This window comes from Micromonospora sp. NPDC047074, from assembly GCF_040643815.1.
GTDB lineage: Bacteria > Actinomycetota > Actinomycetes > Mycobacteriales > Micromonosporaceae > Micromonospora.
In genome coordinates, this window is record NZ_JBEYVB010000016.1 from 60,369 (window position 1) to 74,398 (window position 14,030).

13 protein-coding genes are annotated in these 14,030 nt (G+C 72.2%); 7 read left to right on the forward strand and 6 right to left on the reverse strand.

Going from position 1 to position 14,030, the window contains the following annotated elements:
* Nucleotides 1-22 precede the first annotated feature (22 nt).
* The 3 genes from ABZ809_RS20330 to ABZ809_RS20340 all read right to left on the reverse strand — a co-directional run bounded on the left by ABZ809_RS20330 (nucleotide 23) and on the right by ABZ809_RS20340 (nucleotide 3,698).
* On the reverse strand, nucleotides 23-1,813 hold the full coding sequence (locus tag ABZ809_RS20330) for a 3-hydroxybutyryl-CoA dehydrogenase (RefSeq protein WP_357564110.1): 1,791 nt from the start codon (nucleotides 1,811-1,813) through the stop codon (nucleotides 23-25).
* 231 nt (nucleotides 1,814-2,044) lie between these two features.
* The gene (locus ABZ809_RS20335) at nucleotides 2,045-3,112 is read right to left on the reverse strand and encodes an alpha/beta hydrolase (RefSeq protein WP_357564111.1); all 1,068 of its coding nucleotides are present in this window, start codon (nucleotides 3,110-3,112) and stop codon (nucleotides 2,045-2,047) included.
* Nucleotides 3,113-3,242: 130 nt separating this feature from the next.
* On the reverse strand, nucleotides 3,243-3,698 hold the full coding sequence (locus tag ABZ809_RS20340) for an FHA domain-containing protein (RefSeq protein WP_357564112.1): 456 nt from the start codon (nucleotides 3,696-3,698) through the stop codon (nucleotides 3,243-3,245).
* Nucleotides 3,699-3,925: 227 nt separating this feature from the next.
* On the opposite strand from ABZ809_RS20340, the gene ABZ809_RS20345 reads away from it, so the two are divergent.
* Nucleotides 3,926-5,422: an aldehyde dehydrogenase family protein gene (locus tag ABZ809_RS20345; RefSeq protein ID WP_357564113.1), complete on the forward strand. Its 1,497-nt coding sequence runs from the start codon at nucleotides 3,926-3,928 to the stop codon at nucleotides 5,420-5,422.
* A gap of 68 nt (nucleotides 5,423-5,490) precedes the next feature.
* On the forward strand, nucleotides 5,491-6,168 hold the full coding sequence (locus ABZ809_RS20350) for a methyltransferase domain-containing protein (RefSeq protein WP_357564114.1): 678 nt from the start codon (nucleotides 5,491-5,493) through the stop codon (nucleotides 6,166-6,168).
* A 47-nt stretch (nucleotides 6,169-6,215) separates the two neighbouring features.
* On the opposite strand, the gene nucS is transcribed toward ABZ809_RS20350, so the two are convergent.
* Nucleotides 6,216-6,875: an endonuclease NucS gene (nucS, locus tag ABZ809_RS20355; RefSeq protein ID WP_357564115.1), complete on the reverse strand. Its 660-nt coding sequence runs from the start codon at nucleotides 6,873-6,875 to the stop codon at nucleotides 6,216-6,218.
* Nucleotides 6,876-6,946: 71 nt separating this feature from the next.
* On the opposite strand from nucS, the gene ABZ809_RS20360 reads away from it, so the two are divergent.
* Nucleotides 6,947-7,564, forward strand: a complete 618-nt coding sequence (locus ABZ809_RS20360; protein ID WP_357564116.1) for a DUF4126 domain-containing protein — start codon at nucleotides 6,947-6,949, stop codon at nucleotides 7,562-7,564.
* A 96-nt stretch (nucleotides 7,565-7,660) separates the two neighbouring features.
* Here the strand turns inward: ABZ809_RS20360 and ABZ809_RS20365 are convergent, their stop codons facing one another.
* Entirely contained in the window at nucleotides 7,661-8,254 is a 594-nt protein-coding gene (locus ABZ809_RS20365) for a hypothetical protein (protein WP_357564117.1), read from the reverse strand.
* A 565-nt stretch (nucleotides 8,255-8,819) separates the two neighbouring features.
* On the opposite strand from ABZ809_RS20365, the gene ABZ809_RS20370 reads away from it, so the two are divergent.
* On the forward strand, nucleotides 8,820-9,746 hold the full coding sequence (locus ABZ809_RS20370) for a polysaccharide deacetylase family protein (protein ID WP_357564118.1): 927 nt from the start codon (nucleotides 8,820-8,822) through the stop codon (nucleotides 9,744-9,746).
* 61 nt (nucleotides 9,747-9,807) lie between these two features.
* Nucleotides 9,808-10,110 (forward strand): DUF1540 domain-containing protein, encoded by a 303-nt coding sequence (locus ABZ809_RS20375; RefSeq protein WP_357564119.1) that lies wholly within the window; start codon nucleotides 9,808-9,810, stop codon nucleotides 10,108-10,110.
* A 62-nt stretch (nucleotides 10,111-10,172) separates the two neighbouring features.
* Here ABZ809_RS20375 and ABZ809_RS20380 read toward each other — a convergent pair whose 3' ends face one another.
* Entirely contained in the window at nucleotides 10,173-12,179 is a 2,007-nt protein-coding gene (locus ABZ809_RS20380; protein WP_357564120.1) for a protein meaA, read from the reverse strand.
* Between the two features lie 150 nt (nucleotides 12,180-12,329).
* On the opposite strand from ABZ809_RS20380, the gene ABZ809_RS20385 reads away from it, so the two are divergent.
* Entirely contained in the window at nucleotides 12,330-13,178 is an 849-nt protein-coding gene (locus ABZ809_RS20385) for an ABC transporter ATP-binding protein (RefSeq protein WP_357564121.1), read from the forward strand.
* Nucleotides 13,175-14,020, forward strand: coding sequence for an ABC transporter permease (locus ABZ809_RS20390; protein ID WP_357564122.1), 846 nt, complete (start codon nucleotides 13,175-13,177; stop codon nucleotides 14,018-14,020). Before ABZ809_RS20385 ends, ABZ809_RS20390 begins: the two co-directional genes overlap by 4 nt.
* Nucleotides 14,021-14,030 lie beyond the last annotated feature (10 nt).

Below are 14,030 nucleotides of genomic sequence, written 5' to 3' on the forward strand. Positions count from 1 at the left end.
CCGGCCCCCGGTGTTGACCCGCTCAGCGGCGGGTGTGGTCGCGGAAGCCGCGGCCGCTCTTGCGGCCCAGGTAGCCGGCCGTGACCAGGTGCTCCAGCAGGGGCGCGGGCGCGAAGCCCGGCTCGCGCAGCTCCAGGTAGAGCTCCCGTTGGATGGCCAGCGAGACGTCCAGGCCGACCACGTCGAGCAGCTCGAACGGACCCATCGGGTAGCCGCAGCCCAGCTTCATGGCGTGGTCGATGTCGTCGGCGGTGGAGTAGCTCGCCTCCAGCATCTTCACCGCGTCGTTGAGGTACGGGAAGAGCAGCGCGTTGACGATGAAGCCGGACCGGTCGCCGCAGACCACGCCCGTCTTGCCCAGCGCGGCGCAGACCGCGCGGGCGGTGGCCGTGGTCTCCGTCGAGGTGCGGATGGTCGCCACGACCTCGACGAGCGGCATGAGCGGGGCCGGGTTGAAGAAGTGCAGCCCGACCACGTCGGCGGGCCGCTGCGTGGCCATCGCGACGTCGATCACCGGCAACGACGAGGTGGTGGTGGCGAGCACGACGCCCGGCTTGCAGATCTCGTCGAGGCTGGCGAAGAGGGCCTTCTTGACGCTCAACTCCTCGACCACGGCCTCGACGACGAGGTCGACGTCCGCGAGGTGCTCCAGGGTGGCCGACCAGTTGATCCGGCCGAGCGCGGCGTCCCGGTCCGCCTCGCTCAGCTTGCCGCGCACCACGCCCTTGTTGAGCGAGGTCTTGAGGGCCTCGAAGACCTTGGCGGACTTCTCCGCGCCCCGGGTCACCGAGACCACCTCGTAGCCGGCCTTCGCGAAGACCTCGATGATGCCGGTGGCCATGGTCCCGGAGCCGACGACACCGACGGTCGCGATGGCGCGGGCGCCGTCGCCGATCGCGGCCTCCGTCGCGACCGGCGTCTGCTCGTCGGGTACGACCACCGGCGAGCCCGGCCGCTCGTAGGTGTAGAAGCCCCGGCCGGACTTGCGGCCGAGCAGTCCGGCGGTGACCATCTGCTTGATCAGCGGCACCGGGGCGTGCCGGCGGTCCCGCCCGCCGCGCCGGTACATGGTGTCGAGGATCTCGTACGCGGTGTCCACGCCGATCAGGTCCATCAGCGCCAGCGGGCCCATCGGCAGCCCGCAGCCGAGCTTCATCGCGGCGTCGATGTCCTCGCGGGTGGCGTAGCGCGACTCGAACATGGCGACGGCGTGGTTGAGGTAGCCGAAGAGCAGCGCGTTGGCGATGAAGCCGGCGCGGTCGCTGATGGTCACGTCGACCTTGCCGAGACGTTCGCAGAGCGACTCCACGTCGGCGACCACGTCGACGGAGGTGACCACCGTCCGGACCACCTCGACGAGTTTCATGACGGGGGCCGGGTTGAAGAAGTGGATGCCGATCACCTGGTTGGGCCGGCTGGTGGCGACGGAGATCTCGGTGACGCTCAGCGAGGAGGTGTTGGTGGCGAGGATGGCCTCGGGCTTGCAGACCCGGTCCAGCTCGGCAAAAATCCGCTGCTTGAGGTCCAGGTGCTCGGGCACCGCCTCGACGACCAGGTCCACCGAGTGCAGCGCGTCCAGCCCGACCGCGAACCGGACTCGGCCCAGCAGCGCCTCCCGGTCGGTCTCGGCGAGCTTGCCCTTGGCCACGGCCCGGTCCGTCGAGCCGGTCAGGATCGCCCGGCCGCGCTCCATCGCGTCCTCGGCGACCTCGACGGCGACGACATCGATGCCGTTGCGCGCGAAGACCTCGACGATGCCGGCACCCATGGTGCCCAGACCCACCACGCCCACGCTGGCGAAATCGCGCGCCACGATCAGCCTCCCCAAGTCCGCACAGCGACATGAACGACCATTAAGGTTATGTGCGCGAGTCTGCCACGTGACGCTCCGTTGTCGAGGTGCCGTGGGAAATTTCACGAGCTCACCGGCGCCGCGCCCGGTCGGGACGCCCAGCCCGCGCACCCGTCCGGCCGGGATCCGGTCGGCGGGCCGGGAGTTCCGGTCGCCAGGCCCGGTTCTCCGGTCCACCGGCCGGAAGCCCGGTCAGGCCGAGGCGGCGGTCCCGCCGGTCAGCCGGAGCAACTCGGCGACGAACTCGGCCGGCCGCTCCAGGTGCGGGCTGTGCCCGCAGCCCGGCAGCAGCACCTCCCGGTAGGCTCCGCCGGCCGCCGCGTAGCGTTCCAGCACCGCCCGGGTCTGCCCCACCATCGGCTGGGCCGGGCAGGCGTCCTGTCCCGGCCAACCGGGCAGCACCCCCAACGAGCCCAGGTGGGCCAGGTCCATCAACGCGGCGTCCGAGACGATCACGTCGGCGTCCCCGTGGATCCAGGTGATCGGCGGCTTGCCGGCCACGGCGACGAGTTCGTCGGCGACCCGGAAGTACGCCGGGGAGAGGGCGTTGAGCACCCCGCGCCGGCCCGGGGCCGTGCCGGGCCAGTTCGCCGACGGCAGTGCCGTACCCGGGTAGTTGTCGTCGCCGGTCGCGGTGGAGAGGACGCTGTCCAGCAGCAACTCCTCGTCGTCACCGAGCGCGGCCGGATCCGCCACGTAGGTGGCCCGCAGCACCGCGCGCGGGCTGCTGGGCCCGTCCGCGCCCCGGTCGCCGGCCGCCAGCCGCTTGACGAAGTCGCCGTTCGCGGTGCCCCCTCCGGTGCCGGCGAAGTCGGCGGTGGTCGGGGTGCCCGCCAGGTCGCGGGTGCCGCCGTAGCCGTACGGCGAGACCGGCGCGGCGAGCAGCAGCGCGCCCACCCGGTCGGGGTGGTCGACGAGCAGTCGCATCGCCACGCCGCCGCCCAGCGAATGCCCGACCACCACCGGCCGCGCGCCGGGAGCGAAGAGGGACGGCTCGTCGAGGAGCGCGGCGACGTCGTCCGCGAAGTCGGTCAGGCCCCGCGTGGCGTCCACCGGGGCGGTGTCGGTCAGCCCGTAGCCGCGCAGGTCGGGCGCGACCACCCGGAGGGTGGCCGGCAGGCGCCGCACCAGCGGCTCCCAGAAGGCCGCCGACGAGCAGTTGCCGTGGATCAGCAGTACGGGCACGCCGTCCGGCGGCCCGGCCACCCGTACCGCCTGGGTGATCCCGTTCGCCGACACCTGCCGCTGTCCGGTCTCCATCCGCCGGATGCTGCCACGCCGGTGCCGGAGGAGTCCATGTGCCCGCCCGCCACGCCGCCCACCGCCCGGATGTGCGGCGCCCGCGGTGTAAGGAAGGGCACCTTGTTAACGGCCCCCTCCTAACCGCCGGTCAGGATGGCGCGGACAGGACCGCCGCCGGCACGGGCTGATCGGGGCCCGGCAGGGCCGGGGGCGCGATCGGCAGCGGCAGGGTCGGACGGCGGTCCGGGCGCGGCCGGCCGAAACTGAAGCCGACCGGGTCCGTCCGCGCCACACCGGGGTCGAAGACGCGCAGCTCGGTGCGGCCGAGGCGGATCACGTCCCCGTCGGCCAGCCGCTCGACGCCGGTGATCCGCCGGTCGTTGAGCCAGGTGCCGTTGGTGGAGCCCAGGTCCGCCAGGGACGCGCCCTCGCCCGTCAGCCAGATCTCGGCGTGCTGGCGGCTCAGGTGCGCGTCGTGCACCACGATGTCGACTGTCGGCGCCCGACCGATCACCTGCCGCTCGGGAGCGACCCGGAAGCTGAGCCCCCGCATCGCCCCGCCGGTCACCGTCAACAACGGCCTCAGTTCCGGATGTTCCTCCATGGACAGCCAGCCTCCACCCCACACGGCCACCGCCTGTCAGACTGCCATCACACAATAGTCGTGCTCCACCGCCACGTGGTCACCTCCGCACCCCCGGCCGGACACCTCGCGTTCGACGATTCGGCGCACACCAGCGGATGAATCGCCACAAGTCCGGCCGACGGGCGGGCCGATGGGCCAGGCGGCCGGCCCTACCAGTGAGTAATCCTCGGGTCTAGACTTCCGCCATGACGGCGGTGCGTGTCCCGGGTAACCCGGTCATCGAGGACGGTCGGCTGGTCTCGACGAGCCCGGCGACGGGCGCGGAGGCCGGCCGCCTGCCGGTCGCCAGCACGGAGGACGTCGAACGGGCCGTCGAACGGGCCCGGGCGGCCGGCGAGTGGTGGGCCGGGCTCGGCTTCACCGGGCGCAGGGAGCGGCTACTGCGCTGGCGCAGGCTCCTCGCCCGGCGGATCGAGGAGATCGCCGAGCTGGTGCACGTCGAGGGCGGCAAACCGGTCGCCGACGCCGTCGTCGAGTTGGTCACCGCCGTCGAGCACGTCGACTGGGCGGCCCGCAACGCCCGCCGGGTGCTGGGCCCCCGCCGGGTCCGCTCGCGGCTCGTCCTGGCCGAGTTCTCCGCCCACCTCGAATACCAGCCTTACGGTGTCGTCGGCGTCATCGGCCCGTGGAACTATCCCGTCTTCACCCCGATCGGCTCCGCCGCGTACGCACTGGCGGCCGGTAACGCGGTGGTGCTCAAGCCCAGCGAGTACACCCCCGTCGTCGGGCAGTGGCTGGTCGACACGTTCGCCGAGGTGGTGCCGGAGCAGCCGGTGTTCACCGCCGTGCACGGGCTCGGCGACGTCGGGGCGGCGCTCTGCCGCGCCGGAGTGGACAAGCTGGCCTTCACCGGATCGTCGGCGACCGCCCGGAAGGTGATGGCGGCCTGTGCCGAGTCGCTGACGCCGGTGCTGCTGGAGGCGGGCGGCAAGGACGCGATGATCGTCGACGCCGACGCCGACCTGGACGCCGCCGCCGAGGCGTGCGTCTGGGGCGCGCTGACCAACGCGGGCCAGACCTGCATCGGCATCGAACGGGTCTACGCCGTCGAGCCGGTCTTCGACGCCTTCGTCGGCAAGGTGGTCGAGCGGGCCGGCAGGTTGACCGTCGGCGCGGAGGGTGCCGACATCGGCCCGATCACCATGCCGAGCCAGGTCGACGTGATCCGCCGGCACATCGACGACGCGCTGACCCGGGGTGGCCGGGCGGTGCTCGGCGGCGCGGACGCGGTGCAGCCGCCGTACGTGCGGCCGACCGTGCTGGTGGACGTCCCCGAGGACTCGGCCGCTGTACGCGAGGAGACGTTCGGGCCGACCCTGACCATCAACCGGGTCCGCGACACCGACGAGGCCGTGGCCCGCGCCAACGCGCTGTCGTACGGCCTGGGGGGTTCGGTCTTCGGCCGGCGGCACGCGGTGGCGATCGCCCGGCGGCTGCGCTCGGGCATGGCGTCGGTCAACTCGGCGCTGACCTTCGCCGGGATGTCCACCCTGCCGTTCGGCGGCGTCGGCGACTCCGGCTTCGGGCGCATCCACGGCGAGGACGGGCTGCGCGAGTTCAGCCGCGCCAAGGCCATCACCCGCCGGCGCGCCCAGTCTCTGCTGCCGTCGACGACCTTCGACCGGACGCCGGCCGACGTCGCCCGGCTCGTCAAGGCCATCAAGGTCATGTACGGCCGGTGACTGTCAGATAACCGATCATGACCGCCCCCACGTGTGTCCAACGTGGTGGGAGCAGTACATTGCGTTAAATGCGCCCCCATCGATTGCGCTTCCACCTCGTCGACAGTGACCGTTCGTGGAGCGCCCGGCAACGGCGTCGCCGCGCCGACTGGCTGGCCCGCACCTTCCCCGACCTGGCGAAGATGCACGTCGTCGACCTGGGCGGCCGGCTCGGCACCTGGACCCGGGCCGACGTTCGGCCGGCGCGGGTGCACGTGGTCAACCTGGAGCGACCGCCGGCGGAGGTCCCGGAGTGGGCGGAGGTCGACCGGGCCGACGCCTGCGACCTGCCGGCCCGCATCACCTCGCGCCGCTACGACCTCGTCTTCTCCAACTCCGTGCTGGAGCACGTCGGCGGGCACGAGCGGCGGCTGCGCTTCGCCGACGCCGTGCGCGGCCTCGGCGACCGGCACTGGGTGCAGACGCCCTACCGCTACTTCCCCATCGAGCCGCACTGGATCGCGCCGGGGATGCAGTTCCTCCCGGTACGGCTGCGCACGGCGGTCGCCCGCCGGTGGCCGCTCGGGCACAAGCCGACCCGTACCCACGAGGCCGCCATCCACCAGGTGCTCTGGACGGAGTTGCTCGACCGCTCGCAGATGCGGCACTACTTCCCCGACTCGCGGATCCTCGTCGAGCGGGTGGCCGGCCTGCCCAAGTCGCTGATCGCCGTCCGCGCGGAGGGGCCACCGGTGCCGCCGTCCTGACCGGTGGCGGGCGGCGCGGCGTCGGACGGGACCGCCCGGCCCGCCCGTCAGAAGAGGGTGAGCTCGTCGCGCTCGATGCCGCGCAGCTTGTCGTAGTTCACGACCACGCAGCGGATGCCCCGGTCGGTGGCGAGCACCCGGGCCTGCGGCTTGATCTCCTGTGCGGCGAAGACCCCGGCGACCGGGGCGAGGAGCGGATCGCGGTTGAGCAGTTCGAGGTACCGGGTGAGCTGCTCCACGCCGTCGATCTCGCCCCGGCGCTTGACCTCGACGGCGACGGTGCCGGACTCGGCGTCCCGGCAGAGCAGGTCGACCGGGCCGATGGCCGTCATGTACTCCCGGCGGATCAGCGTGAACCCCTCGCCGAGGGCCTCCGGGTTGGCCGCCAGCAACTCCTGGAGGTGTGCCTCCACGCCGTCCTTGCGCAGGCCCGGATCGACGCCCAGCTCGTACGAGGTGTCCTGGAAGATCTCCTCCAGGGTGATCCGCAGTTCCTCGCCGGCCTTGTTGACGACCCGCCAGACCCCGGGCGCCTCCTCCAGCCGGCAGGGCGGGCTCATCCAGTTCAACGGCTTGTACGCCCGGTCGTCGGCGTGGATCGACACCGACCCGTCCGCCTTCACCATGAGCAACCGGGTGGCCGGCGGCAGGTGGGCCGAGAGCCGTCCGACGTAGTCCACCGAGCACTTCGCAATGACCAACCGCACCCGACGAGGGTAGCGGAGACCCCGGCCCGCGCCACCGAGCGGCACTGGCGCGGCGGTGCGATCCTGAGACGGTGTTCGAAGTTCTCACCGGCACCGGCCTTGCCGCCTCAGCGGGGCTGAACGCCTACATTCCCCTGCTCACCATGGGGCTGCTGGCCCGCTACACCGACCTGATCGACCTGCCCAGCGGCTGGCAGTGGCTCGGCAACGGCTGGGTGGTGGCCATCCTGGCGGTGCTGCTGGCCGTCGAGCTGGTCGCCGACAAGGTCCCGGTGGTCGACCACGTCAACGACGTGGTGCAGACCGTGGTCCGGCCGACCGCCGGCGGGCTGGCGTTCGGCGCCGGCTCGTCGTCGGAGACGGTGACGGTGAGCGATCCCGGCAGCTTCTTCTCGTCCAACGAGTGGGTCCCCGTGGCGACCGGGGTGCTGATCGCCCTCGGCGTGCACCTGCTGAAGGCCGCCGCCCGTCCGGTGATCAACGCGGCCACGGCCGGCGTCGGCGCGCCGGTGGCCAGCACCGCCGAGGACGCCACCAGCGTGGTCATGTCGGTGGTGGCGATCATCCTGCCGGTGCTGGTCCTGGCGTTCCTGGCCGGGCTGGTCGTCTTCCTCTTCTGGTTCCTGCGCCGCCGCTCCGAGCGCCGCCGGGAACGTCAGGCGGCGCGGGCCGCCGGCTTCCGGGTCTGACCGCCGTACGCCCCGCCGCCACGTGTCCGGACCTGGACACGCCGCTGGCCGGCACCCCGGGTAGGGGTGCCGGCCAGCGGCTGTGCGCGTTGCGGGTCAGCTGTTCCAGTGCTCGGCCACGAGGTCGGCGGCCTGCTGCTCCCACTGGGCGTAGTGGTCGGGGTACGCCGACACCTGCACCGTCTGCGCGGCCACGGTCAGCGGCATGTCCTGCCAGCCGTCGACCTGCTTCAGGCCCTTCAGGAACGCGGTCGTCGAGTACTCGGGGTCGGTGATCTGCTCGACCGTGCCCCACCCACTCGACGGACGCTGCTGGAACAGGCCCTGCGAGTCGTGGTCGTTGCGGTCACCCAGGTGACCCAGGTTCTCCAGCTTCGACTCCTGCAGTGCGGTGGCGATGGAGACCACGGCGGCCCGCTCGTCCATACCGGCCTTCTTCGTCGCCGCAATGATCGCCTTCACGTTGCCGACCTGCTCGTCGGAGAGGTCGATGCGGGACTGGGCGCCCTGCACACCGTGCGGGATCAGCTTGCCCTTGTCCACGCCGGCCGGCTTGTCAGCCTGCACGGCGGCGACGGGCGTGGTGTCGACAGTCGTCGGGGTGCTGTCGGTCATCGGGCCGGCGGCCACACCACCGGCGAACGCGAGACCGGCGATACCGAGAACGCTGTTACGGATGAACGTGTTCATGGGGGGACGCTCCATTCGGGGGTTGGCACCCACACACCGAAAGGGGGTCGGCTCTGTGCGGGGTGCAAGCACCGTCCGGCGCTCGATGAACAAGGTTCAAGAACGGCCGCGTGGGGCGAGGGGGGGTGCCCTGCACGTCGGCCGGGACCATGTGTAACGACCGGCCGCCCACCGTAATTCCGGGGGCTGGCCTGGCACATCACCGTGCCCTACTCGGTCGTACGGATGGTGTAACGACCCCGGGGCGGCCACGATTCCGCCCCCACGATGCCCTCGGCCACACCCCGAAACCGGACAGCCACCCCACCGACGCCCAGCGGTGACGATCGACGCCTGCACGCCCGGCACAAGCGGTGGAGCCGGACACCGGGCGCAAAGGTGGCCCACCCGGGATCTTGATCACGCTCGATCCGGCAAGTAGTGGCCTCGCCGGGGCGTAAGGCCACTACTTCCTGACTTGAGCACGATCATGCGGCCGAGCGACAAACCGCTCACGGCGAGCATGGGCAGCGCCACGGACGCGAGCGGGCGCACGCGGACACTCCGGCGCTGACATCATCTTCCGGTGCACGTGAAGATCCCCCGCGTTCCGCTCGTCGCGACCCTCGCCGCCGTCATCGCGGCGGTGGCCCTCCTCGCCAGCCCGGTCCCCTTCGGCACGCCGACCGGCGCCCGGGTCGCCGGGATATGGGAGGCCGCACCCGACCCGGCGACCCCACCGGCGTCGACAGCCCCGACCGCCCCGACGACACCGGAGGCGGAGGCCCCGGCGCCGGCCACGCCCGCCGCGACCGTCCCCGGCGCGACCCCGCCCGGGACCAGACCGCCCGTCGTCGACCACGGGCCGCGTACGGGGAACAGGGTGGCGCTCACCTTCGACGCTGACATGACCGACGCGATGCGGTACCAACTGCGCAGCGGTGCCGTGCGGTCGTACGCGAACCTGAAGATCATCGACCTGCTGGAGCGGGAGCGGGTGCCGGCCACCTTCTTCCTCACCGGAAAGTGGGTCGAGCAGTATCCCGCCGTGACCCGCCGGCTCGCCGCGAACCCGCGCTTCGAGTTGGCCAACCACACGTACGGGCACCTCGCCTTCACCCCGGACTGCTACGGCCTGCCCCGGATCGCCGAGCGGGAGATGACGGCCGACGTGGCGCGGACGTTCGACGTGGTGGCGGCGTACGGGGGACGACAGACCCGGTACTTCCGCTTCCCCGGGCTGTGCCACGACCGGACGGCGCTGGACGCGCTCGCGCCGCTGGGGGTGACCGTGGTGGACGGCGACGTGATCAGCGGCGATCCGTTCGCGAAGTCCTGGCGGCCGGTGGTACGCGCGGCGCTGGCCGGGGTGCGCCCCGGCTCGGTGATCGTCCTGCACGTGACGGAGGCGAACGCGCCGATGACCGACGAGGCGCTGCCGCACATCCTGGCCGGGCTGGCCGAGCGCGGGCTTGAACCCGCGCCGCTCTCGGAGGTGCTCGGGCTCGGCTGAATCAATCTCGGACAACCCCGCAAAAGCCTAAAATCGGGGCAAGACTCTAGAGGAGGTCACCATGACCGCAGCAATGGAGATGCCCCGCGTCGAGGAGTGCGTGGTTACGGCCTGCTCGTACAACCACACCAACGACTGCCACGCCTTCGCCATCACGATCGGCAGCCCGGACCACGCGCACTGCCACACCTTCATCGAGATGCCGGCGGTCCGGGGCGGGGTGAACGGCGGCACGACAGCGCAGGTCGGCGCCTGCCAGCGCGCGGACTGCCGGCACAACGAGCAGTTGGAGTGCCAGGCCCCGGGGATCAAGGTCGGCCCGGACAACGACATGGCGGACTGCATGACCTACGCCAGCCGCTGACCGCCTCAAGTGAAAGGAAGGGCACCTTCCTAACGCATAGCGTTAGGAAGGTGCCCTTCCTTTCATCCGAGGGCGTTGGCGGTCCGGATCACCGTGACCAGCTCGTCGATGATGCCGGTCAGGGCGAAGTCCTTCGGCGTGAAGACGCGGGCCACCCCGGCGGCGCGGAGCTGCTCCGCGTCCCCGGCCGGGATGATGCCGCCCACCACGACCGGCAGGTCGCCCCGGCCGGCGGCGCGCAGGCCGTCCAGCACCGCCGGCACCGCGGCCAGGTGCGAGCCGGAGAGCACCGAGAGGCCGACCAGGTCCACGTCCTCCTCCACGGCGGCGGCGACGATCTGCCCGGCGGTCAGCCGGATGCCCTGGTAGATCACCTCGAAGCCGGCGTCGCGGGCGCGTACCGCGATCTGCTCCGCGCCGTTGGAGTGCCCGTCGAGGCCGGGCTTGCCGACGAGCAGCCGCAGCCGGCCGCTGCCCAGCTCGCGGGCGGTGGCGGCGACCCGCTCCCGGACGGCGGCCAGGGTGGCGTCCCCGCCGGCCCCGGCGGCACCGGTGAGTCCGGTGGGCGCCCGGTACTCGCCGAAGACCTGGCGCAGCGCGCCGGCCCACTCGCCGGTGGTCACCCCGGCCCGCACGCACTCCAGCGTCGCCGGCATCAGGTTCGTCGTGGTCGCGGCGTCCGCGCGCAGCCGGGCCAGTGCCGCGTCGACCGCAGCGCCGTCCCGCCCGGCCCGCCACCGCTGTACGGCGGCCGTGGCGGCCGCCTCGACGGCCGGGTCGACCTGTTCGACGGCCTCGGCGCCGGCCGCGGTCAGCGGGGACGGCTCGGTCTCGGTGTACCGGTTGACGCCGACCACCACGTCGGCGCCGGCCTCCATCCGGCGGCGCCGTTCGGCCAGCGAGGCGACCAGGGCACTCTTGAGGTAGCCGGTCTCCACGGCGGCGACCACCCCGCCCATCTCCAGCACCTTGTCCAGCTCGACCCGGGCCCCGGCGACGATCCCCTCGACCAGCGTGGTCATCACGTGCGAGCCCTCGAACAGGTCCGGGTACTCCAGCAGGTCCGACTCGTACGCGAGCACCTGCTGCATCCGCAGCGACCACTGCTGGTCCCACGGCCGGGGCAGGCCGAGGGCCTCGTTCCAGGCGGGCAACTGGACCGCGCGGGCCCGGGCGTCCCGGGAGAGGGTGACGCCGAGCATCTCCAGCACGATGCGCTGGATGTTGTTCTCCGGCTGCGCCTCGGTCAGGCCCAGCGAGTTGACCTGCACGCCGTAGCGGAACCGGCGCTGCTTCGGGTCCGTCACCCCGTAGCGCTCGCGGGTGATCTCGTCCCAGAGCGCCCCGAAGGCGCGCATCTTGGCGATCTCCTCGACGAAGCGCACCCCGGCGTTGACGAAGAACGAGATCCGCTGCGCGACGTCACCCATCCGCCCGGCGGGCACCTGCCCCGAGTCGCGGACGGCGTCGAGCACGGCGACGGCGGTGGAGAGCGCGAAGCCGACCTCCTGCACGGGCGTCGCGCCGGCCTCCTGGAGGTGGTACGAGCAGATGTTGACCGGGTTCCACTTCGGCATCGTGGTCAGCGTGTGCGCGATGACGTCGGCCGTGAGCCGCAGCGACGCCGCCGGCGGGAAGATGTACGTCCCCCGGGAGAGGTACTCCTTGATGATGTCGTTCTGCGTGGTGCCGGCGAGCGCCGAGGCGGGGTGGCCCTGTTCCGTCGCCACCGTGCCGTAGAGGGCGAGCAGCCACATCGCCGGCGCGTTGATGGTCATCGACGTGTTCATGCCGCCGAGCGGGATGCCGTCGAAGAGGGCCCGCATGTCGCCGAGGTGCGCCACCGGCACGCCGACCCGACCCACCTCGCCGGCGGCGAGCTCGTGGTCGGGGTCGTAGCCGGTCTGCGTCGGCAGGTCGAAGGCGACCGACAGGCCGGTCTGCCCCTTCGCCAGGTTGCGGCGGAAGAGCGAGTTGGTCGCGGCGGCCGAGCTGTGCCCGGCGTACGTGCGCATCACCCACGGGCGGTCGCGCTCGGGCAGCCGGCCGGGGAGAGCCTTCTCGTCCATGGCCGGAGTCTAAGTTACCGTTCAGTCACGACAGCTGTGGAAAACCACACAGCTCCATGGAGCGGACGCCCTGGTGCGAAGCACGCGACATGGGCGCGACCACCACACCCCGGCCGCCTGGCCGCCCTGGCCAGGTCGCACACTTGACGGATGGATGACGAGCTCGCGATCTCCGTCCGGGGGCTGCGCAAGGCGTACGGCGACACGGTCGCGGTGGCGGGCGTGGACCTCGACGTCCGCCGCGGCGAGATCTTCGCACTGCTCGGCCCGAACGGCGCCGGCAAGACCACCACGGTGGAGATCCTGGAGGGCTACCGGCGGCGCGACGCCGGTGAGGTCGGCGTCCTCGGCAGCGACCCGGCGCAGCCGGCCCCGGACTGGCGGTCCCGGGTCGGCATCGTGCTCCAGGGCACCGGCGAGTTCGACGAGCTGACGGTCGCCGAGGTGGTGCACCACTTCGCCGGCTTCTACGCCGACGCCGACGACCCCGACAAGGTCATCGAGCGGGTCGGTCTGGCCGGCAAGGCGAAGGCCCGTACGCACACCCTCTCCGGCGGGCAGAAGCGCCGGCTGGACGTGGCGCTCGGCATCGTCGGCCGCCCGGAGCTGCTGTTCCTGGACGAGCCGACCACCGGCTTCGACCCGGAGGCGCGCCGGGAGTTCTGGGAGCTGATCCGCGATCTCGCCGCCGCCGGCACCACGATCGTGCTCACCACGCACTATCTCGACGAGGCCGAGTCCCTCGCCGACCGGGTCGGCGTGATCGCCGGGGGCCGGCTGGTCGAGGTCGCCGCACCCGACCGGCTGGGCAACCGGCAGCAGGCCCTCGCGACGGTCTCCTGGCGTACGCCGGAGGGGGCGCTGGAGACGGCGGAGAGCGCGACGCCGACGGCGCTGGTGGCCGAGCTGGCCGCGCGCTTCGGCGGGGAGGTCCCGGGCCTGACGGTGACCCGGCCGACCCTGGAGGACATCTACCTGCGGATGATCGGACACCGATGACCACCACGACGAAGCCGGCCGCGCCCGCCACCCGGGCGCCGGCCCGGCGGCCCGGTGCGGCCGCCCTCAGCCTGCGCCAGGGCCGGCTGGAGATCACCCAGTTCCTGCGCAGCCGGGAGTCCGTCGTCTTCACGATGGGCTTCCCGGTCATCATGATCCTGATCTTCGCGGCGATCTTCGACGACGACATCGCCCCCGGGGTCAGCTACACGCAGTACTTCATCACCGGCATGATCGCCACCGGCCTGATGACGGTGAGCTTCCAGAACCTCGGCATCTGGATCCCGATCGAGCGGGACCGGGGGGTGCTCAAGCGCTACCGGGGCACGCCGATGCCGAAGTGGGTCTGGTTCGCCGGCAAGGTGCTCATGGTGGTGGTCATCGGCATCGCCGAGACCGTGCTGCTGCTCGCGGTCTCGGTGGCGCTGTTCGGTCTGGAGCTGCCCGGCACCGCCACGAAGTGGCTGACGTTCGGCTGGGTGTCGGTGCTCGGCATCACCGCCTGCACGCTGTGCGGCATCGCCATCTCGTCGCTGGCCCGCACCGCCCGCAGCGGCTCGGCGGTGGTCACCCCGGTCGCGCTGGTGCTCCAGTTCATCTCCGGCGTGTTCTTCGTCTTCACCGAGCTGCCGGCGTGGATGCAGCAGGTGGCAGCGGTCTTCCCGCTGAAGTGGATGTGTCAGGGCCTGCGCTCGGTCTTCCTGCCCGACTCCTTCGGCGCCCGCGAGCCGGGCGGTTCGTTCGAGCTGGACCGGGTCGCCCTGGTGCTCGTCGCGTGGTGCGTGATCGGCCTGGTGCTCTGCCTGACCACGTTCCGCTGGACGACCAAGCGCGACGGCTGAGGGGTGAGGA